Annotated in this window: 20 protein-coding genes; 12 read left to right on the forward strand and 8 right to left on the reverse strand. The window is 60.8% G+C overall.

Annotation, left to right across the window (positions count from 1 at the left end; all coding sequences use genetic code 11):
* Window positions 1–95: 95 nt before the first annotated feature.
* The 4 genes from xerC to ACSOSP_RS13890 form a co-directional block, all read right to left on the reverse strand.
* Entirely contained in the window at window positions 96–1,016 is a 921-nt protein-coding gene (gene xerC, locus ACSOSP_RS13875) for a tyrosine recombinase XerC (protein WP_455307495.1), read from the reverse strand.
* Window position 1,017: 1 nt separating this feature from the next.
* Window positions 1,018–1,737, reverse strand: coding sequence for a DUF484 family protein (locus ACSOSP_RS13880; RefSeq protein WP_455310959.1), 720 nt, complete (start codon window positions 1,735–1,737; stop codon window positions 1,018–1,020).
* A gap of 30 nt (window positions 1,738–1,767) precedes the next feature.
* Window positions 1,768–2,652 (reverse strand): diaminopimelate epimerase, encoded by an 885-nt coding sequence (gene dapF / locus ACSOSP_RS13885; protein ID WP_455307497.1) that lies wholly within the window; start codon window positions 2,650–2,652, stop codon window positions 1,768–1,770.
* A 110-nt stretch (window positions 2,653–2,762) separates the two neighbouring features.
* Complete coding sequence (locus tag ACSOSP_RS13890; RefSeq protein WP_455307499.1) at window positions 2,763–3,647, reverse strand: lipid A biosynthesis lauroyl acyltransferase; 885 nt, start codon at window positions 3,645–3,647, stop codon at window positions 2,763–2,765.
* A gap of 293 nt (window positions 3,648–3,940) precedes the next feature.
* On the opposite strand from ACSOSP_RS13890, the gene metK reads away from it, so the two are divergent.
* Window positions 3,941–5,128: a methionine adenosyltransferase gene (gene metK, locus ACSOSP_RS13895; RefSeq protein WP_455307501.1), complete on the forward strand. Its 1,188-nt coding sequence runs from the start codon at window positions 3,941–3,943 to the stop codon at window positions 5,126–5,128.
* A 160-nt stretch (window positions 5,129–5,288) separates the two neighbouring features.
* On the opposite strand, the gene ACSOSP_RS13900 is transcribed toward metK, so the two are convergent.
* Window positions 5,289–5,648: a hypothetical protein gene (locus ACSOSP_RS13900; protein ID WP_455307503.1), complete on the reverse strand. Its 360-nt coding sequence runs from the start codon at window positions 5,646–5,648 to the stop codon at window positions 5,289–5,291.
* A gap of 373 nt (window positions 5,649–6,021) precedes the next feature.
* Here ACSOSP_RS13900 and ACSOSP_RS13905 point away from each other — a divergent pair, with 373 nt between their 5' ends.
* Complete coding sequence (locus ACSOSP_RS13905; protein ID WP_455307505.1) at window positions 6,022–6,786, forward strand: phytanoyl-CoA dioxygenase family protein; 765 nt, start codon at window positions 6,022–6,024, stop codon at window positions 6,784–6,786.
* A 16-nt stretch (window positions 6,787–6,802) separates the two neighbouring features.
* Here ACSOSP_RS13905 and ACSOSP_RS13910 read toward each other — a convergent pair whose 3' ends face one another.
* Window positions 6,803–7,006 carry a DUF3185 family protein gene (locus ACSOSP_RS13910; protein ID WP_455307507.1) on the reverse strand — a complete coding sequence of 68 codons (204 nt, stop codon included), beginning with the start codon at window positions 7,004–7,006 and terminating at the stop codon, window positions 6,803–6,805.
* Between the two features lie 30 nt (window positions 7,007–7,036).
* Window positions 7,037–7,879 carry a mechanosensitive ion channel family protein gene (locus tag ACSOSP_RS13915; RefSeq protein WP_455307509.1) on the reverse strand — a complete coding sequence of 281 codons (843 nt, stop codon included), beginning with the start codon at window positions 7,877–7,879 and terminating at the stop codon, window positions 7,037–7,039.
* 257 nt (window positions 7,880–8,136) lie between these two features.
* On the opposite strand from ACSOSP_RS13915, the gene mgrA reads away from it, so the two are divergent.
* The 10 genes from mgrA to ACSOSP_RS13965 all read left to right on the forward strand — a co-directional run bounded on the left by mgrA (window position 8,137) and on the right by ACSOSP_RS13965 (window position 20,091).
* Window positions 8,137–9,180, forward strand: a complete 1,044-nt coding sequence (gene mgrA, locus ACSOSP_RS13920) for an L-glyceraldehyde 3-phosphate reductase (protein ID WP_455307511.1) — start codon at window positions 8,137–8,139, stop codon at window positions 9,178–9,180.
* Window positions 9,181–9,771: 591 nt separating this feature from the next.
* Complete coding sequence (locus ACSOSP_RS13925; RefSeq protein WP_089166527.1) at window positions 9,772–10,542, forward strand: ferredoxin--NADP reductase; 771 nt, start codon at window positions 9,772–9,774, stop codon at window positions 10,540–10,542.
* 353 nt (window positions 10,543–10,895) lie between these two features.
* Window positions 10,896–12,293: an amino acid permease gene (locus ACSOSP_RS13930; RefSeq protein ID WP_455307513.1), complete on the forward strand. Its 1,398-nt coding sequence runs from the start codon at window positions 10,896–10,898 to the stop codon at window positions 12,291–12,293.
* A gap of 269 nt (window positions 12,294–12,562) precedes the next feature.
* Window positions 12,563–13,039, forward strand: a complete 477-nt coding sequence (locus tag ACSOSP_RS13935) for a (2Fe-2S)-binding protein (protein WP_455307515.1) — start codon at window positions 12,563–12,565, stop codon at window positions 13,037–13,039.
* Window positions 13,040–13,138: 99 nt separating this feature from the next.
* Window positions 13,139–15,559: a xanthine dehydrogenase family protein molybdopterin-binding subunit gene (locus ACSOSP_RS13940; RefSeq protein WP_455307517.1), complete on the forward strand. Its 2,421-nt coding sequence runs from the start codon at window positions 13,139–13,141 to the stop codon at window positions 15,557–15,559.
* Between the two features lie 12 nt (window positions 15,560–15,571).
* Window positions 15,572–16,372, forward strand: coding sequence for an FAD binding domain-containing protein (locus tag ACSOSP_RS13945; RefSeq protein ID WP_455307519.1), 801 nt, complete (start codon window positions 15,572–15,574; stop codon window positions 16,370–16,372).
* Between the two features lie 100 nt (window positions 16,373–16,472).
* Entirely contained in the window at window positions 16,473–17,360 is an 888-nt protein-coding gene (locus ACSOSP_RS13950) for an AAA family ATPase (RefSeq protein WP_455307520.1), read from the forward strand.
* 6 nt (window positions 17,361–17,366) lie between these two features.
* Window positions 17,367–18,569 carry a vWA domain-containing protein gene (locus ACSOSP_RS13955; protein ID WP_455307522.1) on the forward strand — a complete coding sequence of 401 codons (1,203 nt, stop codon included), beginning with the start codon at window positions 17,367–17,369 and terminating at the stop codon, window positions 18,567–18,569.
* Entirely contained in the window at window positions 18,560–19,099 is a 540-nt protein-coding gene (locus tag ACSOSP_RS13960) for a CoxG family protein (RefSeq protein WP_455307524.1), read from the forward strand. The genes ACSOSP_RS13955 and ACSOSP_RS13960 overlap by 10 nt, the downstream gene beginning before the upstream one ends.
* Entirely contained in the window at window positions 19,072–20,091 is a 1,020-nt protein-coding gene (locus tag ACSOSP_RS13965) for an XdhC family protein (protein WP_455307526.1), read from the forward strand. Before ACSOSP_RS13960 ends, ACSOSP_RS13965 begins: the two co-directional genes overlap by 28 nt.
* Window positions 20,092–20,341: 250 nt before the next feature.
* Here the strand turns inward: ACSOSP_RS13965 and ACSOSP_RS13970 are convergent, their stop codons facing one another.
* Window positions 20,342–21,427, reverse strand: coding sequence for an IS630 family transposase (locus tag ACSOSP_RS13970; RefSeq protein WP_455306846.1), 1,086 nt, complete (start codon window positions 21,425–21,427; stop codon window positions 20,342–20,344).
* Window positions 21,428–21,448 lie beyond the last annotated feature (21 nt).

Raw genomic sequence — 21,448 nt, forward strand, 5'->3', positions numbered from 1 at the left:
GAGAATCTGACGGTTACGCCGGTTTCACGATGAGTCGGCCACGTTCTTGCGCGCCGGCGGCACGCACGCATCTTATTGCTTGCGGCCAAGCAGGCTTAGTCGCGTTTTTTTGCGCGTGGATGCGTCTGATCGTAGACGCGAGCCAGATGCTGGAAATCGAGCGACGTATAAACCTGCGTGGCCGCAATACTGGCGTGGCCGAGCAGTTCCTGCACCGCCCGAAGGTCGCCGCTGGATTGCAGCACATGCGTGGCGAACGAATGCCGCAAGACGTGCGGATGCACATTCGACGGCACGCCGGCCAGCAACGCCATGCGTTTCACGCGGTCACGCACTACATTCGGCGACATCCGGTTGCCGCGCACCGACAGAAACAGCGCGTGCGGATCGTCTTTCACGAATTGCCCGCGCACTTCAATCCACGCGCGCAACGCTGTGATCGCCTTGCTGCCCACGGGCACCGACCGCCGCCGGTTTCCCTTGCCGAGCACATTGACTTCGGTGCTGGCGAGGTCGAGCCAGCCTGCCGACAAATACCCTTCGGATTGCACGAAATGCACGTCCAGCCCGACCAGTTCGGCGAGCCGCAAGCCGGACGAATAGAACAGTTCGAGTATGGCGTGGTCTCGCAGCGCCTCAGGCGTATCGGGCTGGGGCGCTTCCATCAGCGCGTTGGCGTCGTCGACGGAAAGCGCCTTGGGCAAGGACTTCGCGCGTTTCGGCGCACGCACGGTCGCAACCGGATTGGCCTGCATTTCGACCTGCTCGGCGAGCCACCGATAAAACGCCCGCCACGCCGATAGCCGATGCGCAATGGAGCGCGCCGACAACCCGCCGCCGTGAGCGCGCGCTACGGCGCCGCGCATATCGGTCGCGGTCAGCGATTCCAGCGCCCGGCCGTTGGCCAGCTTCTTCAGCTCGTCGAGTTCGTGCGTATAACCGCGCAACGTGTGGTCCGATAATCGCCGCTCGTGCTCGAGCATCGACAGATAGGCGGTTATCGGATCGCCGGTCATGTCAGTGGGGCAGCAAGCGGCTGAGCGCGGCGCTTGCGAGCGTGCCGATCTGTTTAAGGAAGTCGGTGGCCATGCCTTCGTGGAACCGGCGCGGATCGGGCGAACCCATGACCAGCAAGCCGAACGCGGGCGCTTCGGGGCCGGCCGACGGATCACGCAGCGCGAGCAGCGCGATGGATTCAGTGGTGTTGGCGGTATCGACGACACCATCCGTTGTAGCCGACGCCACCGAAACCGAACTCGCCGATGTCAGCCATTGGGCCGCCTCGAAGCCGGTGTTCGGCCCGCAATACGGCGCCGTCAGGCCGCTCGTGAAGGAGCGGACTTCCTCGCTCGTGGTCCGCGCGAATTCGGCTTGCGCATACGGCTCCGCGACATCCCACACGCGCAGCGCGGCTTGGGGCAGCTCGAAAATTTCACACAGGCCGGCGGGAATGGTTTTCGGCAGCGCATGCGGATCGCGCTCGGACATCACCCGAATTGTCCATCGATGAAACTTCGCGGCAATGCTGTCGTTCTCATGTCCGTACCGCAACAGCTCGGCCAACCGGCGCTCGATCTGCTTGTTCTTGTCGCGGAGCATTTGCATCTGGCGCTCTTGCAGCGACACCGCGGACTTGCCATGCGGATTGGACAGGCGGATCGCAGCCAGCAGCTCGGCGTGCTCGACAAAGAAATCAGGATTGGCGATCAGGTAGTCGGCGACTTCGCGTTCGTTCATGGTATCGGGGAGCATCGGGGTTCCTGACGGTCAGTCGGCGTGAGCGAGTTCGGAATCAAGCTCGATCTGGCCTTCGAATACGGTGGTGGCGGGGCCGGCCATGAAGAGCGGGGCTGCGGCGTTGTGCGCGCCATCCCAGGCAATGGTCAGCATGCCGCCGTGGGTCTGGACCTGCACCGGCGAGTCGAGCAGGCCGCGCCGGATACCCGCCGCGACCGCCGCACATGCGCCAGTACCACACGCCAGCGTTTCGCCCGCACCACGTTCGAAAACGCGCAGCTTCACCGCACCGCGGTTCACGATCTGCATGAATCCCGCGTTGACCCGGTTTGGAAAGCGCGCGTGATGTTCGATCACTGGCCCCTCGGTCAGCACCGGCGCATTTTCAACGTCGGCCACAATTTGTACGGCGTGCGGATTACCCATCGATACCACCGAGACCCAGCGTGTTTCACCTTGTAGGTCGAGCGGCCAGAGTGTGTCGGCGCCTTCAGTGCGGCCTTGCAAACCTGCCGCGTCGAAGGGCACCAAAGCAGGTTCGAACTCCGGCCGTCCCATGTCCACCGCAACGTCGCCGTTCTCCTGCATGGTCGGTACGATCACGCCGTGATGTACCTGTACCCGGATGCTCGTCTTGCTGGTGAGGCCGCGGTCGCGCACGAACTTCACGAAGCAGCGCGCGCCGTTGCCGCAATGCTCCACCTCGCCGCCGTCGCAATTGAAGATGCGGTATTTGAAATCAACGCCTTCAATGTCCGGTTTTTCGACCAGCAGCAACTGATCCGCGCCGACGCCGAAGTGCCGGTCCGCGAGCGCGCGCACCTGGGCTCCGTTCAGCGAGAGCGGTTTGGAATAGCCGTCGAGCACGACAAAGTCGTTGCCCGCGCCCTGCATTTTGGTGAATTCGAGTTTCATGCCGCTATTGTAAGTGACGCGCAGCAAGGGCATGCACTAGACCGAATGGGGGATGAGCCCGATCTCGTGCAACACTCGCTCGTTATTTCACGGAGACTGGTACCAGCCCGTCAATAAAAGCCCGGCTCGCCCGGCGGTCTCGTCTTGAAGCGCTTGTGCACCCAGTAATACTGCTCGGGCATCAGCCGGACCTGCTCTTCGAGAAATGCGTTCATGCGGCGGGCGTCGGCTGCGTCGTCGCCGGTCGGGTAGTTGTCCCAGGGCTTGAAGACCCGCAGCCGGTAACCCTTGTAGTTCGGCAGCACTTCGCCCACGAACGGCATGATTTGCGCGTGCCCGGTCTTGGCCAGGCGGCCGACCGCCGTCAATGTGCATGCTTGCACGCCGAAGAACGGCACGAAGGTGGAGTTGCGCATGCCGTAGTCCATGTCGGCGCCGAGCATGACGGGCTTGCGGTCCCGCAACCAGCGCAACACGATGCGCGCGCTGTCGGCGCGGCTCGCCATTTCGGCGTCGAAACGGCCACGCTGCTTCTTGGCTATTTCGTCGAGCGCCTTGTTCGACATCGGCTGATACAGCGAACCGCACGTCCGGTGCAGCGAGTAGTTGATCCACACTGAAGCCGCCTCGATCGCGACGAAGTGAAAGCCGAGCAGCAACGTGGGCGGCATGTCGGGATCGAGGAGGTCGACTTCACTGTCCACCTGGATCAGCTTGGTGAGTTTCTCCGCCGAGCCGAACCATTGCACGCTGCGCTCCACGTAACTGCGGATCGCGTGCCGGAAGTGTTTCTGGGCGACTTCTTCCCGGCGCTCGGGCGTCCACTCGGGAAAACACAGGCCGAGGTTGATATGCACGATCCGTTTCCTGTGGCTCGGGACTTGATAAAGCAGCCAGCCGAGACCGTCGCCGAAACGGGCGGTGATGCCGTAGGGAATGAGGGCAAGCAGTTTCAGGAAGCCCACTGCGAGGGCGACGCCAATGCGACCTAACATGTGACGCTCCCATGGGTCCGGAAGTTCGGAATTCGATTTTGCCGGGGAGCGTTCCGGGCATGGCGGGGGTGAGGGTCTATCTGGGCGGGCAGCAAACGTTCGGCTCTGTGACAAAAGTGAGAAGCCGCTATAATAAAACCTTCGCCGAGTTAATGGACAACTTGCGGGGCGAAGCCAGACAGCGCTTAACGGTGCTTTCCGGACCATGTTTTCCGCTAAAGCGTCGCCGCTTCAGACTCCAGACGAAGTCGGCTACGTGAGCAACTTACCCGTACTCAAATGGAGTCTGAAGCGTGTCAAATAATTACTTCTTTACCTCTGAATCCGTCTCCGAAGGCCACCCGGACAAGGTAGCCGACCAGATCTCCGACGCCATCCTCGACGCCATCCTGGCGCAGGACAAGTATTCGCGCGTCGCGGCAGAAACCCTTTGCAACACGGGTCTGGTCGTTCTGGCGGGCGAAATCACCACGCAGGCTAACGTCGACTACATCCAGGTCGCGCGTGACACCATCAAGCGTATCGGTTACGACAACACGGAATACGGCATCGACTATCGCGGCTGCGCAGTGCTCGTCGCGTACGACAAACAATCGCGCGACATCGCGCAAGGCGTGGACGCCGCTCATGACGACAACCTCGATCAGGGCGCCGGCGACCAAGGCCTGATGTTCGGCTACGCATGCGACGAAACGCCCGAACTGATGCCGCTGCCCATTCACCTGGCACACCGGCTGGTTGAGCGTCAGGCGAATCTGCGTCGCGACGGCCGCCTGAACTGGCTGCGTCCGGACGCGAAGTCCCAGGTGACCGTGCGTTATGTCGATGGCAAGGCGCACAGCATCGACACCGTCGTGCTCTCCACGCAACATGCACCGGACATCGAACTGAAAGCGCTGCGTGAAGCCGTGATCGAAGAAGTCATCAAGCCGGTGCTGCCGGCCGAGCTGATCAAGGGCGACATCAAGTTCCTGGTGAACCCGACCGGACGTTTCGTGATCGGCGGTCCGCAAGGCGATTGCGGATTGACGGGTCGCAAGATCATCGTCGACACCTACGGTGGCGCGGCGCCTCATGGCGGCGGCGCGTTCTCGGGCAAGGACCCGTCGAAGGTCGATCGCTCCGCAGCGTATGCAGGCCGTTATGTCGCGAAGAACATTGTCGCGGCAGGATTGGCTTCGCGATGCCTGATCCAGGTGTCCTACGCGATCGGCGTGGCACGCCCGACTTCGGTCATGGTCAACACGTTCGGCACGGGCCGCGTGTCGGATGAAAGGATCCAGGAGCTCGTGCTTGAGCATTTCGACCTGCGTCCGAAGGGCATCATCCAGATGCTCGACCTGCTGCGTCCTATCTATGAGAAGTCGGCTGCGTATGGCCACTTTGGCCGTGAAGAGCCGGAATTCACGTGGGAAGCCACGGACAAGGCACTGCTGCTGGCGGAAGCCGCTGGAACGGAACCGGTTGTTGAAACGGCCTGAAGGTCTCGTTTGAGTGTGTAAAAAAGCCCGCTGAGCGTGACGCTCAGCGGGCTTTTTCTATGATGGCGCTGTGGGTGCCTCTCGCGCGCTCGAAGCGGCAAAACCGCGCACGCGTGAGGACAACCGAGCTAAGACCAAGGCTTTGCGTCTTCAGGAATAATCAGCGGGCTGCAAACGCAAACCATCCGTCGCTGGTGGAAAGCCTGCGCGGACGACGGCTTTTCGTATTAATCACACCAGGCGCCAATTTCAATTTAGCCACAGGCGCGCGTAATTGCGTTGGTTTTCGCAATAACGCTTTAAATGCGGCCTGTCGCGATGCCGCCCTTAATCGCAGATTCGAAAAAAATCCGTGAAACCAGGAACGAATACCATCGACGGGGTGGGTATTCCTGAATTGTCCCGCGAGCAATTGAGTGCGCGCGGAATGATGGCGTAAGGCCCGCACGACGCTACGTCCGGCAGGGCGTGCAGCGCGGACGGCGGCACGGGTGAGACGATTCGTGAAACGGATATTCATGGATTCCACAGGCTCGGGTTCGCAATGGCTGCAACCCGACATTAGTCGGATCAAAAAAAGCGTTCAACAGTTTGATCGATTGAACACAATAAAAGTTGCGAGCCTGAAGCGCGCACTTATTTAATAGATTTTCATCGAAAGCGATTTTCGATGGGCTCTCTCAATGCACGACGGCAGGTTATAGAAGAAATGTTACTGCCGGAAGTCGGCATTTTCCCGCACGGGTGTTCGAGCGATTGTTCAACAGCGCGAAACCCGCAGGACGGAGCGCCGGACGCTCCGGGCGATTTACAATCGATGTATTCGCCCTAATTAGCCGGCTTGTCTGCAGCCCGTTGAAGCCAGCCGGTCAGTTGCTTTCCTGTGAGTCGATATGCCGAATCAATCAAAGATGGAACAAGTCCGCGCGTTGCGTGAGAACGGCTACGTGGTGGTGCCCGGCCTCGTCACGCCGGAACGCTGCGAAGCCATGCGCCACGTGGCGCGGCAGCAGTTGGCAGAAGCTGCGGCGCCCGTGGAGTTCGAAGCCGACCTGCAATATCCGGGTGCGCCGAATTCGAAGGACGCGCCCGGAGGGCATACCGTGCGACGCCTGCTCGACGCATACGGGCGCGATCCGCAATTCGCCGCCTGGGCCACGTCGCCCGATGTACGCGGTTGGATGGAGGTGTATTTCGGCGAGGCGCCAACGCTTTCGCGCGCGCATCACAACTGCGTGATGACGAAACATCCGGCTTACGGCAGCCTGACCGGCTGGCATCGCGACGTGCGTTATTGGAACTTCGAGCGGGATGACCTGGTGTCGGCGTGGGTGGCGCTGGGTAACGAGACGGTCGAAAACGGCGCGTTGTGGTTCGTGCCGATGTCGCACAAGTTGCCGTTCACGTCCGAACGTTTCGATAAAGCCAAGTTCTTCCGTTCGGACCTGCCCGAGAACGAAGTGCTGATTCGCAGCGCGGTATCGCCGAAACTGAATGCCGGCGACGTCGTGTTCTTCCACTGCAACACGCTGCATTCGGCCGGCAAGAATCTCACCGATCAGGTGAAATTCTCGCTGGTCTACACCTATCGGGGCGCCAGCAACTTGCCCTTGCCGGGAACACGTTCGGCATCGATGGTGGACGTGCCGCTTATCTGAAGCAGACGCGCGAGTATCAGCGCTTGCCAGGTATCGCCAGGCCGATCAACCCGGCCAGCATGGCGACCGCGCCTGCGGCGATCAGCCAGATCGTCTTGTTCGTCGGCGCGCCGGTGAAGAAGCGCGAGACGTCGTTGCCCAACGAATGGAACGACTGGCCGCCGAAATACAGCAACACGACGCCGCCTACGATCAGTGCAATGGAAAATGCCTTGGTCATGGAAGTCTCTTCAATGTTCGGAGGGCAAGCTTATTGGGCCTTGGCCGGATCGTCCAGCGCAGCGCCCGTCCCAGGTGCGGGTGGCTGCGGGGCTGGCTTGATGCCCGGCTTGATCTGGCGCAGCAAATCGGCCTGCACGGTCGCGTAATCGGTCCGGGCCGTCCAGACGGCGACGTTCAGTTTCACGCCGGTATCGGTGTAGTCGGAGACGGCGATCCACGGTTTGGTCTTGTCGTCGATGATGATGCGCGGATCGGTATCCACAATCCGATGCAGCGAAGCCAGCGACTCTTCGATATTTTGATCGTCCGGGATGATCACATTCAGCACCACGCGCCGCCGGTCGTTGGCCGTGAAGTTGGTGACCGGGTTCGCCCAGATCGTGCTGTTCGGCACGAACATGACGACGCCGTCGCTTTTCGTCAGACGAGTGCTGAACAAGCCAATTTCGTTGACGGTTCCGGCCGTCGCCCCGGCTCCTTCAATGTAGTCACCCACCTTGAACGGCCGCAGCAGCAACAGCATCAAGCCCGCTGCAATGTTCTGCAGCGTACCTTGCAAGGCGAGGCCGATGGCCAGTCCGGCGGCGCCGAGCACGGTCAGGATGCTGGCCGCCGCGACGCCGAATTTGCCCAGCGCTGCAACAATGGCGACCACGCGGATCGCCCATTGCACCAGGCTCGCCATGACGGGCGTGAATGTGGCGTCCGCGTTCGTACGGCCGAGCGCGCGTTTCACCGCGTTCGCCACCCGGTTCGATACCCACCAGCCGACCAGTAGAATCAAGATGGCCATCAGGATGTCGAAGCCGTAGGTGACGCCTGCTGTCAGCAAGAAATTGTAGACAGGGCGTAATTTGTCCAGCGGGTCCATGAAACTTCTCCTCGTTCGAATGAACAGGGTTGGGCCGGGTCCGCTCCCTAATCGTTCCCCTGTCGGCCATTTGGCCGTGTCCCGAATATCGGGATAGCCTTGAAGTCTTTCAGGTCAAGCCCGGCACGAGTTCGCGCGATTCGCTACCATGGCGGACTCGGCGAACGTCAGACGGTCAGACGATATGACCCGCGCGATTGTTGCTTGCCTGTAGTTGCACATCCCATTGTCCGTTCACCCAATTCGAGGATTCCGTCATGGCTTACGAAGCAGCTTCCGAACGCTATTCAGAGATGACTTACCGCACCTGCGGCAAGAGCGGCCTGAAGTTGCCGGCGTTGTCGCTGGGTCTTTGGCACAACTTCGGCGACACCACGCCGATCTCCACGCAGCGCGACATCCTGCGCACCGCGTTCGATCTTGGCATTACGCACTTCGATCTCGCGAACAACTACGGCCCGCCGTACGGCAGCGCGGAAACGAATTTCGGGCGCTTGTTCAAGGACGATTTCCGGCCGTATCGCGACGAATTGCTGATTTCGTCGAAGGCGGGCTGGGACATGTGGCCGGGGCCGTACGGCCAGGGCGGTGGATCGCGGAAATACGTGCTTGCGTCGCTTGATCAAAGCCTGCAGCGCATGGGCCTGGATTACGTCGATATCTTCTATTCGCATCGTTTCGATGCCGACACGCCGCTCGAAGAAACCGCGGGCGCGCTCGCGACCGCCGTGCATTCGGGCAAGGCGTTGTACGTGGGCATTTCGTCGTATTCGTCGACCAAGACGCGCGAGATGGCGAAGCTGCTGGCCGAGCATAAAGTGCCGCTGCTGATTCATCAGCCGTCCTACAACATGCTGAACCGGTGGATCGAGGAAGACCTGCTCGATACGCTCGACGATGTGGGCGCGGGCAGTATCGCGTTCACGCCGCTGGCGCAGGGGCTGCTGACGGGCAAATACCTGAACGGCATTCCGGCTGATGCGCGAGTCAACAAGCCCGGCGGCGGGTCGCTGAAGCAGGAGCATTTGAGCGAGAAGAATATCGACCATGTGCGCAAGCTCAACGAGCTCGCGCAGCGGCGCGGCCAAAGCCTCGCGCAAATGGCATTGGCGTGGGCATTGCGCGGTGGGCGCGTGACGTCGGTGCTGATCGGCGCGAGCCGTCCCGAACAAGTCACGGAGAACGTCGGCGCCTTGAAGAACCTGGAGTTTTCGAAGGAAGAACTCGCCGAAATCGATCAGCACGCGACGGAAGGCGGGATCAACCTGTGGGAAAAACCGTCGACGGATCAGCGGATCTGAATCCCCGCTGACGAGCATGAGGGGGCGCTGCGCGGGCTGCGTTCCCTCGGCTCTTGATTGAAGCCACAACGTCGCTTCGAAAAGGATGCCAACGGGAATCTCAGCGCCGCGTCCCATTTCACCTCGCCAGAACCAGCCTGACGGCAGCAGGGCTTTTGCCTTGCTGCCCGCACGGGTTGCTATCATGCGGACTCCGCAACGCTTGCTTCGTCCCGATCGAGTTTTATATCGGATTTGGCGCGCCATACGGTCCGTTGTCCAGACGATCCTGGCCGCGGATCGCGCGTATAGGTCGAACATTCCTGTGCCGCGCGTAAAAAAGACGCGCTTCGAACCCCGAAATCGCGTGTGCGGTAAAATACGGGATTACGCGTGAGGCAAGCGGGGAATGCGGAACATTCGCTCCGAACGCGCGGGTCTTGCAGCGCTCGACCCGGTTCTCGCATATCGCCGGAAATTCCGCTTTAGCATCACGCATTGCTTTCGTCGCGCCTTCGAGGTGTTGTCGCCGGAATCGAGCCCAAGTTGATCAGACAAGGGTCGCCGGAACGCACTACTGCGCCGCCCTGATTCCGCACTATCCATGAAGCCATGAGCAACCTTAATCCTCAAACCGTTCTAAGCGTCCATCACTGGACCGATACGCTGTTCAGCTTCACTTGCACGCGCGATTCCGCGTTCCGTTTCGAAAACGGCCAGTTCACCATGGTTGGCCTCGAAGTCGATGGCAAGCCGCTCTTGCGCGCTTACAGCCTGGCGAGCGCGAACTACGAAGAGCACCTCGAATTTCTGAGCATCAAGGTGCAGGATGGTCCGCTGACATCGCGTCTTCAGCATTTGAAGGTGGGCGATCCGGTGTTGATCGGCAAGAAGCCGGTGGGTACGCTGGTCGCCGATAACCTGCTGCCCGGCAAGACGCTGTGGCTGTTGTCGACGGGTACAGGCTTGGCTCCGTTCATGTCGATCATCAAGGACCCGGACGTCTACGACCGTTTCGACAAGATCGTGCTCACGCACACCTGCCGTTTCGTCGATGAACTCGCGTACAAGGACTTCATTACCGAGCACCTTCCGGCGCACGAGCATCTGGGCGAGCTGATCCAGGAAAAGCTGGTGTATTACCCGACGGTTACCCGTGAAGAGTTTGCCAATCGCGGCCGGATCACGGACCTGATCGAAACGAAGAAGCTGTTCGCCGATCTGGACGTGGCGCCGTTCTCGGTGGAAAACGACCGAGTCATGCTTTGCGGCAGCCCGCACATGCTGCGCGACACGCGTCAGCTCCTCGATGAAATGGGCTTCCAGGAAGGCAGCAACAATCATCCGGGACATTACGTCGTGGAAAAGGCCTTCGTCGGTTGAGCTTTGCTCGGCGCCTTGCCCGCGTGCTGGAAAACAAAAACCGAAGCCCTTGTGCTTCGGTTTTTTCATTTGACGGCTCCATCAACCAATCGTGTCATGCAATTCAACGTTGCGACAAGATGCCCTGAAAAGCGGCTTTTACTACTGATGCAGTTTCCGAAAGCTGATCTGATCTCAAATTCGCCCTGATACACAATTTCCAAACGTTTTTGGAAAAAATTCGCTGACACCGGGAAGTCAAAATTCCAATGTGTGCAACGTTTCGCGACGCTTAACTTCCTCAATCCGATAAAATCGCGGGTTTTCCAATCGATTTAGCGCGCTGCGCTCGATGTTTGAGGAGTCACCCGTTCATGTCCCTGTTCCGCAAGAAAAGCATCGAGCACATGCTCGCCGGCGCGCAACGCGCCGGACTCAAAAAAACGTTGGGGGCGCTCGATCTGACGTTTCTCGGTGTCGGCGCGATTATCGGCACGGGGATCTTCGTGCTTACCGGGACGGGCGCGGTGCAAGCCGGTCCGGCGCTGATGGTGTCGTTTATTCTCGCCGCCATTGCGTGCGCTCTCGCGGCGCTCGCGTACGCGGAGTTTGCATCGACCATTCCCGTCGCCGGCTCCATCTACACGTATTCGTATGCCACGCTCGGCGAACTCGCCGCGTGGGTTATCGGCTGGGATTTGATGCTGGAATACGGGCTGGCGACCTCCGCGGTGTCGGTCGGCTGGTCGGGTTATCTGCAGTCGCTGCTGTCGGGCTTCGGCATCGGGTTGCCTACGGTGCTGACAGCGGCGCCCGGTGCCGTGCCCGGGCATTTCACCCTGTTCAACCTGCCCGCGTTTCTTGTGATGATGGCGATCACGTCGCTGCTGTCGATCGGTATCAAGGAATCGGCGCGCGTGAACAACGTAATGGTCGCGATCAAGGTCACGGTCGTGCTGATGGTGATCGGCGTCGGCGTGTTCCACGTCACGCCGGCGAACTGGCATCCGTTCATGCCGAACGGCTGGAACGGCGTGTTCGGGGCGGCGGCCGTGATGTTCTTTGCGTTTATCGGCTTCGACTCGGTGTCGTCGGCGGCGGAAGAAGTGAAGAATCCGAAACGCGATTTGCCGATCGGCATTATTTCGTCATTGGCGGTGTGCGCCGTGCTTTATGTAGCGGTGGCCGCCGTGGTGACGGGGATTGTTCCGTCGGCGCAGTTCGCCAATATCTCGCATCCGGTGTCGTACGCGCTGCAGGTCGTGGGGCAAACGTGGGTGGCGGGTTTCATCGATCTGGGCGCGGTGCTCGGCATGCTGACCGTGATCCTGGTGATGAGCTATGGCCAGACCCGCATCATCTACGCTATGTCCCGCGATGGCTTGCTGCCCGCGCGTTTGTCGAAGGTGCATCCGAAATTCGGCACGCCGTTCTTTACGACGTGGCTCGTGGGTCTGTTCTTCGGGCTGATCGGCGCGCTCGTGCCGCTCAACGTGCTGGCGGAGTTGATCAATATCGGCACGCTGGCCGCGTTTTCGATGGTGTCCATTGCGGTGCTGATCTTGCGTCGTACGCAACCTGATTTGCCGCGTGCGTTCCGTTGCCCGGGCGTGCCGGTCGTGCCGGTGCTGGCGGTTCTGGCTTGCCTGTTCCTGATGCTGAATCTGCAAGCGGTGACGTGGATTGCATTCGTGGTGTGGCTCGCAATCGGGCTGGCGATCTATTTCGGCTATTCGCGCCGGCATTCGAAACTGGGGCGCGGGGTGGAGTGACACGCGGAGGTTGAACCCAGCCGCTTAAGCCTTACGCCGCCCATCGAGGCGGCGTTTTTACGTCCGCTTTCCGCGAGACTCACCCCCGCAATCCTTTGTCCCCACCCGCCTTTAGCCCAATAGCGACGGTTTTCGTTTTGTGCTTTACTCATTGCTACAACAAATAAACACGAACCCAGCCAGACACTCACACTCGTGAAGTCGCAAGGTCAGTGAAACAAAAGCGGTGAGTGAGCTTCGGCTGTTTATCCCCCGAAGGAGACAGAAGCATGGCGCTCAGCATCAGTCTGACGGTCAACGGCAAAGCCGTTACCGCCACCGTCGAACCCCACATCCTGCTGGTCCAGTTTCTCCGTGAGGAGTTGGGTCTCACGGGTACGCATATAGGTTGCGATACCGCCCAATGCGGCGCGTGCACCGTTCACCTGGATGGCCGCGCGATCAAGTCGTGCAATATCCTCGCCGTGCAGGCGGACGGGGCGTCGGTGACGACTATCGAGGGAATCGCGAAGGACGGTGAACTCCATCCCATGCAAGCGGCGTTCAAGGAGTGCCATGGCCTGCAGTGCGGCTTCTGTACGCCCGGCATGGTGATGAGCGCGACGTCGCTTGCCGCGCAAAAGCCCGATCTCACCGAAGCCGATGTCCGAGAACAACTCGACGGCAATCTCTGTCGATGTACGGGGTATCACAACATCGTGAAAGCCATAGTGCAGGGCGCGCAGGCCATGAAGGCCTCGCCCTGAGGGCCGCGCACTGAGCCGCCGTCCGCGCTTCCAGCAAAGCCTCACCGAAGCCGCACTCACCTTTTCCGATGAAGATTCGCGCCTGAACAGGAGTCCGCGATGAACGCCCCTGATACACCCGATACCCACCACATGATCGGCGCTGCCGTTAGACGCAAGGAAGACTATCGCTTCCTGACGGGCAACGGCCAGTACACCGATGACGTCGTCCTTCCCCGCCAAACCTTCGGCGTCTTCCTGCGCTCACCCCACGCGCACGCGACGATCCGCAGCATCGACATTACCGCAGCGAAAGAAGCGCCCGGCGTCGTCGCGATCTTCACCGGCGCGGACATGGCCGGCGAAAGCGTCGGCGGATTGCCGTGCGGCTGGCTGATCCACAACATCGACGGCAAGCCGATGAACGAACCGCCGCACCCCGTGATTGCGCATACGAAAGTGCGTCACGTGGGCGACCAGGTGGCGTTGATCGTCGCGGAATCGGTGAAGCAAGCGAAGGACGCGATCGAGTTGATCGAAGTGGACTACGACGTGCTGCCGGCTGTCGTCGATACCGCCACCGCCGCCGACCCCGGCCAGCCGCAAGTCCACGATGAAGCGCCGAACAACCTCTGTTACACCTGGGGCCACGGCGACAAAGCCGCCACCGACGCCGCTTTCGCCAAAGCCGCGCATGTGACCACGCTGGATATCGTGAATCAGCGCCTTGTGCCGAACGCGATCGAACCGCGTGCCGTGAACGCGAGTTATTCGAAGTCCGACGACAGCTACACGGTCTACGTCGCGAACCAGAATCCGCACGTCGAGCGGTTGTTGATGGCGGCGTTTGTGTTGTCGTTGCCTGAGTCGAAACTGAGGATCATTGCGCCCGATGTAGGCGGCGGTTTCGGCTCGAAGATCTATCTGTATGCGGAAGATGTGGCGTTGACGTGGGCGTCGAAGAAAGTCCGGCGGCCGATCAAGTGGACGTGCGAGCGCTCGGAAGCTTTTCTCTCCGATGCCCACGGCCGCGATCACGTCACCAAAGCCGAACTCGCGATGGACCCAGACGGCAAGTTCCTCGGCCTGCGCGTGCACACGACGGCGAACATGGGCGCGTATCTATCCACCTTCGCGTCCGCGATCCCGACCATCCTCTACGCCACGCTGCTCGCCGGCCAGTACGCCACGCCTGCGATCTACGCAGAGGTGAAGGCAGTTTTCACGAACACGGTTCCCGTCGATGCTTATCGCGGCGCGGGGCGTCCGGAAGCCACGTACGTGCTGGAACGTATCGTGGAGACGGCGGCGCGCGAGATGAACATCGATCCTGCGGAATTGCGGCGGCGAAACTTCATCCGTTCATGGCCGTACACCACGCCAGTCGGCCTGACCTACGATTCCGGTGATTACTCGGCGCTGCTCGACCGGGCGATGGAACTTGCCGACGTGGAGGGGTTCCCCGCACGACGCGAGGAATCGAAGAAAAACGGCAAGCTGCGCGGGCTTGGCTATTCCTGCTATATCGAGGCGTGCGGGCTGGCGCCATCGAATCTCGCAGGCGCGTTGGGCGCGCGGGCTGGCTTGTTCGAAGCCGGCGAAATTCGCGTACATCCCACGGGTTCGGTCACCGTGTTCACCGGCTCGCATAGCCACGGGCAGGGGCACGAAACCACGTTCGCGCAAGTGGTGGCGGACCGGCTGGGGGTATCGATGGACAACATCGAGATCGTCCACGGCGACACTGGCCGGATTCCGTTCGGCATGGGCACGTATGGCTCGCGGTCCATCGCGGTCGGTGGCTCGGCGATCATGAAGGCGCTCGACAAGATCGAGGACAAGGCGAAGAAAATCGCCGCGCATTTGCTGGAGGCATCGGCGGAAGATATCGAGTTCAAGGACGGCATTTTCCGCGTGGCAGGCACCGACCGGACGAAGGCGTTTGCGGAGGTATCGCTGGCGGCCTACGTGCCGCACAACTTCCCGCTCGACAAGCTCGAACCGGGTCTCAACGAAAACGCGTTCTACGATCCGAGCAACTTCACGTATCCATCGGGCGCGTATTTGTGCGAGGTGGAGGTCGATCAGGACACCGGCGAAACGCGCATCCAGAAGTTCACCGCCGTCGATGATTTCGGCAACATCATCAATCCGATGATCGTCGAAGGGCAGGTGCATGGCGGGATCGGGCAGGGTATTGGTCAGGCGATGCTGGAACGCGCCGTGTACGACAACGAGAGCGGCCAACTGATGTCCGGTTCGTTCATGGACTATGCGATGCCGCACGCGTCCGACCTGCCGAACTTCGATGTGGAAACGTCGAAAGGCACGCCGTGCGTGCACAACCCGTTGGGCGTGAAAGGCTGCGGCGAAGCGGGCGCGATCGGCTCGCCGCCGGCGGTGATCAACGCGATCATCGACGCACTTTCGCCGCTCGGCGTGACGGATCTGCAGATGCCTGCCACGCCGCATCGCGTATGGGCCGCGATGCATGCCGCAGCCGATGCTTCGGCCGCTCGCGGCGCTTCGACTCCCGCTTAAGAGGACTTCGACATGTACTCATTCGACTATCAACGGCCCGACAAGTCCGACGCAGCGGTGGCGTTTCTCAAGCAGCACGATGACGCCAAATATCTCTCGGGCGGCCAGAGCTTGCTGCCGACCATGCGCTTGCGGCTTGCGCAGCCGTCGGCGCTGGTGGATGTGACGCGCATTGGCACGATGAAGGACATCACCGTGACGGGTGACAAGGTGACGATTGGCGGCGCGGTTTGTCATGCGCAGGTTGCCGCGAACCCGGAGGTGCAGCGCGCGCTGCCGGGGTTGGCGGACCTTGCCGGTCATATTGGCGACCGGCAGGTTCGGGAACGCGGGACGATCGGCGGCTCGCTTGCCAACGATGATCCGGCAGCGTGTTATCCGGCGGCAGTGTTGGCGTTGAACGCGACGATCGTGACCGATAGACGGCGCATCACCGCCGATGACTTCTTCCTCGGCATGTATGAGACGGCTTTGGAGCCGGATGAGCTGATTACATCGGTTGAATTTCCGATCGCCGAGCGGGCCGGGTACGAGAAGTTTCGCAATCCTGCGTCGCACTTTGCACTGGTCGGCGTGTTCGTCGCGAAGCATGCGGGTGGCGTGCGAGTGGCGATCACGGGCGCGGCAGCGTCAGTGTTTCGTGCGTCGGCGCTTGAGGATGCGTTATCGAAGGATTTCTCTGTTGCGTCGGCGCGCAGCACGTCGATTTCCGCCGATACCCTCAACGAGGATATGCACGCGAGTGCCGAGTATCGGGCGCATTTGATCCCGATACTTGCCGGAAGGGCGGTCGATAGGGCCAATGCGTTCTAGCTTCTCGTTCACCTCGGTTTTTTGCTCGCGCCGATGAACGGGCTGGGGTTCTCCCGGCGCGAGCGAAACAAACGTTGAGCTACCCAGACCCAGGAATCTTATGGATCCAGCCTCGATCGACGAAACGCTCACCGCCCTGAGCGGACAGCAATACTTCGCCAGCCGCGAACTTGCGACGGGGCTTTTCCTCGCGTTGAAAATGCAGCGCCCGCTATTCCTGGAAGGTGAGCCGGGGGTTGGCAAGACTGAACTGGCAAAAGCGGCGGCCGGCATGCTCGGCACGCAAATGCTGCGGCTGCAATGCTACGAAGGACTCGACACCGCCAGCGCACTCTACGAATGGGACTATCCGCGCCAGATCATGGCGCTGCGGCTTGCCGAGGCGGCGGGCGAACAACCATCGAACGACTCGCTCTATAAAAGCGAGTTCCTCCTCAAGCGTCCGCTGTTGCAAGCGCTCATGCCCGACCCCTCGAATCCGGGCGCTCAACGCGTTCTGTTAATCGATGAAATCGATCGCGCCGATGAACCGTTCGAAGCTTTCCTGCTCGAGTTGCTGTCGGATTTCCAGGTATCGATTCCCGAATACGGAACCGTGCGCGCCGAACGGCCGCCGCTGGTCGTGATGACATCGAATCGCACTCGCGAGGTCCACGATGCGCTCAAGCGACGCTGTTTATATCAATGGATCGGCTATCCGGCGCGCGACGTGGAACTGCAGATTGTGGCTGCACGCGCGCCCGAAGCCGGCGCGGATTTGCAGGCGCGAGCGGTGGCGTTTGTGCATCGGCTGAGGACGCTCGATTTGTTCAAGGCGCCGGGCGTGGCGGAGACCATCGACTGGTGCCGGGCGCTGGCGGCGCTTTCGGTCAGTGAACTCGATCCGCAATCGGTGCAGGACACATTAGGCGTGCTTCTGAAGTACCAGGACGATCTCGCCCGCGTGGACGCCGCCGAGATCGCGCAGTGCCTCGCCGCGCCGGCCTGAATGAACATGTCGACGCCAACGCTCGCCCACAACGTTGTGCATTTTGTGCGATTGCTGCGCGGCGCGGGCTTGGCGATGTCCCCCGCGCACAGCGTGGATGCGCTCGAAGCGCTGCGCTGGATCGATATCACCCGTCGCGACGATGTCCGCGCCGCGCTCGCTGCGCTACTTGTTCATGCGCCCGACGAGCGCGACCTTTTCCATCAAGCCTTTGATATTTTCTGGCGCGATCCCGATTGGGAAGGGAAACTGCGCGCGCTTTTACTGCCGAAAGTGACGAACGGCGTGCCGCCGCCCAAGCGTAACAACCGTCTCGCCGATGCCCTCGCCGCACGCGCGGCTGCATTGAAGGCGGCAAACAACCCGCCGGACACTGTTGAACATCTCCACGCGCGCATTACATTCAGCGCGCAGGAACGCCTGAGCCATCGCGATTTCGACACGCTTACGTCCGATGAATGGCGCGCGCTTCGACATCAAATTCGTTCGCACAGAATGCCGCTCGCCACGGAGCCGACCCGGCGTTTGAAAACGGCATCGCACGGCACGCATGCGGATCTACGCGCCAGCGCCCGCAGCGCTGTGCGCTCGGGCGGCGATTGGACCACGTGGAAATACAAGAAAGTGGTCGAGCGCCGGCCGCCGCTTGTCCTGCTGCTCGACATTTCCGGGTCGATGAGCGCGTATTCCCGCGCTGTGCTTTACTTCTGCCATGCCTTGCTGCAATCGCGCGAGCGCCTGCAGGTTTTCCTGTTCGGCACGCGCCTGACCAACGCCACGCGGGCGTTACGTGAACGTGATCCCGACGTCGCGATTGCCGCGATCTCCGATCAGGTGGTCGACTGGTCGGGCGGCACGCGGATCGGCGCGGCGCTGGCTGAATTCAACCGGCGCTGGGCGCGACGGGTGCTCAACGGGCGCGCAACGGTTTTGTTCGTGACGGACGGGCTCGATCACGAAGCAATCGATGTCCTCGAAACCGAAATGCTGCGCCTGAGGCGCTTTGCGCATCGGCTGGTGTGGCTCAATCCGTTGCTTCGATACACCGAATTCACCCCGCGCGCACGGGGCGTGCGGGCGATCCTGCCGCATGTCGATGCGATGCTTGCGGCTCACAATCTCGACAGCCTGAACGCTGTCGGCCGGGAGCTGGCGGCGGTGACGCGTCGGGCGGACCGGAAATCAGCCGGAGACACGTCATGGAACTGACCGAAACGCATCATCTGCCTGTGCCGCAGAATGTCGCTTGGGAAGCGTTGAACGATACTGAAATCCTGCGCGCGTGCATTCCAGGTTGCGAAAGCATAGAAGCCGATGGCGAAAACGCGTATGCGGTGGCAATGACGGCGTCGGTTGGACCTGTGAAAGCGAAATTCAAAGGGCGCATGAATTTGGTGGACATCGACGCGCCGCACACGTACACCATCGTGTTCGAGGGGCAAGGCGGGACGGCCGGTTTCGGCAAGGGGCAGGCGAAGGTGAACCTGGAACCGGGCGACAATGCGGATTCGACCACGTTGACTTATACGGCGAACGCGCAAGTGGGCGGCAAGCTTGCGCAAATCGGCTCGCGGCTGGTGGACGGCGCGGCCAGAAAGATTGCCGGGGAATTTTTCAAGCGTTTCAGTGCGCAGTTGACACAGGGCGATGAACCCGAGGGTGAGTCCGACTCGGTGGACGGTGAAGGTGTAGAGAAGAAGAGGAAAAGATCATGGACAGCGTGGATCTCGAAGTCCTGAGAAACAGCGCGCGATGGCTCGAACGGGGGCATCGCGTGTTGCTGGTGACTGTAGTCAAGACGTGGGGCTCGTCGCCTCGGCCAGAAGGCGCGATGCTCGCCGTGCGCGATGACGGCGCGGTGATGGGATCGGTGTCGGGCGGCTGCATTGAAGACGATTTGATCGAACGCGTCAGGCAACGCGGCATCGAGCAGACGAAGCCCGAGAGCGTGAAATACGGCATCTCGGCGGAGGAGGCGCATCGGTTCGGACTGCCTTGCGGCGGGACGATTCAACTGGTGCTTGAACCGTTGTCGATGGCGAGCGGCATTGCTGAGTTGTGCGATGCCGTTCTCGCCGGACGGCTGGTGACACGTACGCTCGATATGACCAGCGGCGCGGTCAAGCTCGAACCGGCGCAAGCAACCGATGGCGTGACGTTCGATGAAACCACCCTCTCGACTATTCACGGACCGCGGTATCGGATGCTCGTGATCGGGGCGGGGCAGTTGTCGCGGTATTTATGCAGTATCGCGGTCGGGCTGGATTACCACGTGACGGTCTGCGATCCGCGCGAGGAGTACACCGACGAGTGGGATGTGGCCGGTACGAAAATCGTGCGCACCATGCCCGACGATACCGTGATGGAAATGAAACTGGATGAGCGTTGCGCGGTGATTGCGTTGACGCACGACCCGAAGCTCGACGACCTGGCGTTGATGGAAGCGTTGAAGACGCCGGCGTTTTATGTTGGCGCATTGGGATCGCGGAAGAACAACGCGGCGCGCAGGGAAAGGCTGAAAGAGTTCGATCTCTCCGATGCCGAGTTGTCGCGCCTGCATGGGCCGGTGGGGATTTATATCGGCAGTAGAACCCCGCCCGAAATTGCCGTTTCGATTCTCGCTGAAGTGACGGCGGCGAAGAACGGGGTTTCCTTGCCGACTATTCTGCAGGTTGAAGGGGCGAAGGCGGCGCGTGAACTTGAAGGGACCGGCGAGGTTTGCGGGATTTAAGAGGGGTGTTTGGTGTCGCCGCGCTTGGACGATAAGCGCGGCACGTCGTTCTCAAGTCACTTTGCCGTTGAGTCGCATGGACTGGAGGTATTGACCCGATACCTCCGATGCCCCGTAATGAACCACCGTCTGGTCAATCAGCGCCCATATCGATATTCCTGCCTGGCGCGCACGCATGCAGAACGACACGTCTTCGCCCAGATAGACGCCGTCTTCTTCGATGGTTTCGAAGAAACCGTAGAACTTGCCGCTAGTGTCCTGAGTTAGAGATTCGCAGACAAAATCGTTCGATGCTTGCCATGATGTCGTCAGCAGATTTTGTCCACATGAAGGGCTGCGGCTCAGCGTTGTAGATGTCGAGATAGTGGCGAATCGCGTCTTCCAACTGGCGTGTTGAACGATGGGTGCCACGCCGGATTTGTTTTTCAGTCAACGTGGCAAACCAGCGCTCCACTTGATTAAGCCAAGAAGCCGATGTTGGAGTGAAATGGATATGAAAACGCGGATGACGAGCGAACCAGGCGCGCACGGTCGGTGTCTTGTGAGTCCCGTAGTTGTCCATCACCAGATGCACGTCCAATTGAGGGGGAACGTTGGCTTCGATCGTACGCAGGAACTTCAGGAACTCAGTGCCGCGATGACGCCGATGCAATTGGCCGATGACTTCTCCCGTAGCTATATCCAGGGCCGCGAACAGCGTCGTGGTGCCATGGCGTTCGTAATCGTGCGTACGGCGCTCGGCTATGCCGGGGGCCAACGGCAGAATCGGTTGAGTCCGGTCCAGTGCTTGAATCTGGCTCTTCTCGTCCACACACAACACCATGGCCTTGGTCGGCGGATCGAGATACAAACCGACGATGTCACGCGTCTTGGCAACGAACTGCGGATCAGTCGACAGTTTGAAGGTTTCCTGACGATGAGGCTGCAGGCCAAACGCACGCCAGATCCGACTCACCGCCGTCTGCGACAGACCACTTTCACGCGCCATGGTGCGCGTGCTCCAATGTGTCGCTTTGGTCGGTTGTTCTTCCAGTGTCTTGGCAATGAGTGCATCGACCCGAGCATCATCAATGGTGCGTGGCGCACCGGGTCGGGGTGCATCGAGCAGCCCATCAAGTCGCTGGTTGAGAAAGCGCGCACGCCATTTCGTTACCGTCTGCGGTGTCACGCCAAGCACCTCGGCTACGACTCTGTTGGTGGTGCCACTGGCGCAACTCAGAACGATGCGCGAGCGCAAGGCGAGCGCCTGAGCTGTCTTGCGCCGACGCGACCAGGCCTGCAACTGCTCACGTTCCGATTCACTCAACACCAACTCCGCTTTCGGTCGACCTCTCATCGCGCCTCCGCCGTATCGAAC

The sequence above is a fragment of the Caballeronia sp. KNU42 genome (genome assembly GCF_053760385.1).

Bases quoted from the DNA above. Each gene is read 5' to 3' on its own strand.
- mgrA (WP_455307511.1), top strand. From the start codon at position 8,137: ATGGCTTACGAAGCAGCTTCCGAACGCTATTCAGAGATGACTTACCGC.
- ACSOSP_RS13970 (WP_455306846.1), bottom strand. From the start codon at position 21,427: ATGAGAGGTCGACCGAAAGCGGAGTTGGTGTTGAGTGAATCGGAACGT.
- dapF (WP_455307497.1), bottom strand. From the start codon at position 2,652: ATGAAACTCGAATTCACCAAAATGCAGGGCGCGGGCAACGACTTTGTC.
- ACSOSP_RS13960 (WP_455307524.1), top strand. From the start codon at position 18,560: ATGGAACTGACCGAAACGCATCATCTGCCTGTGCCGCAGAATGTCGCT.
- ACSOSP_RS13940 (WP_455307517.1), top strand. From the start codon at position 13,139: ATGAACGCCCCTGATACACCCGATACCCACCACATGATCGGCGCTGCC.
- xerC (WP_455307495.1), bottom strand. From the start codon at position 1,016: ATGACCGGCGATCCGATAACCGCCTATCTGTCGATGCTCGAGCACGAG.
- ACSOSP_RS13930 (WP_455307513.1), top strand. From the start codon at position 10,896: ATGTCCCTGTTCCGCAAGAAAAGCATCGAGCACATGCTCGCCGGCGCG.
- ACSOSP_RS13880 (WP_455310959.1), bottom strand. From the start codon at position 1,737: ATGAACGAACGCGAAGTCGCCGACTACCTGATCGCCAATCCTGATTTC.
- ACSOSP_RS13945 (WP_455307519.1), top strand. From the start codon at position 15,572: ATGTACTCATTCGACTATCAACGGCCCGACAAGTCCGACGCAGCGGTG.
- ACSOSP_RS13915 (WP_455307509.1), bottom strand. From the start codon at position 7,879: ATGGACCCGCTGGACAAATTACGCCCTGTCTACAATTTCTTGCTGACA.
- ACSOSP_RS13950 (WP_455307520.1), top strand. From the start codon at position 16,473: ATGGATCCAGCCTCGATCGACGAAACGCTCACCGCCCTGAGCGGACAG.
- ACSOSP_RS13955 (WP_455307522.1), top strand. From the start codon at position 17,367: ATGTCGACGCCAACGCTCGCCCACAACGTTGTGCATTTTGTGCGATTG.
- ACSOSP_RS13890 (WP_455307499.1), bottom strand. From the start codon at position 3,647: ATGTTAGGTCGCATTGGCGTCGCCCTCGCAGTGGGCTTCCTGAAACTG.
- ACSOSP_RS13910 (WP_455307507.1), bottom strand. From the start codon at position 7,006: ATGACCAAGGCATTTTCCATTGCACTGATCGTAGGCGGCGTCGTGTTG.
- ACSOSP_RS13965 (WP_455307526.1), top strand. From the start codon at position 19,072: ATGGACAGCGTGGATCTCGAAGTCCTGAGAAACAGCGCGCGATGGCTC.
- ACSOSP_RS13900 (WP_455307503.1), bottom strand. From the start codon at position 5,648: ATGAATATCCGTTTCACGAATCGTCTCACCCGTGCCGCCGTCCGCGCT.
- ACSOSP_RS13925 (WP_089166527.1), top strand. From the start codon at position 9,772: ATGAGCAACCTTAATCCTCAAACCGTTCTAAGCGTCCATCACTGGACC.
- ACSOSP_RS13935 (WP_455307515.1), top strand. From the start codon at position 12,563: ATGGCGCTCAGCATCAGTCTGACGGTCAACGGCAAAGCCGTTACCGCC.
- ACSOSP_RS13905 (WP_455307505.1), top strand. From the start codon at position 6,022: ATGCCGAATCAATCAAAGATGGAACAAGTCCGCGCGTTGCGTGAGAAC.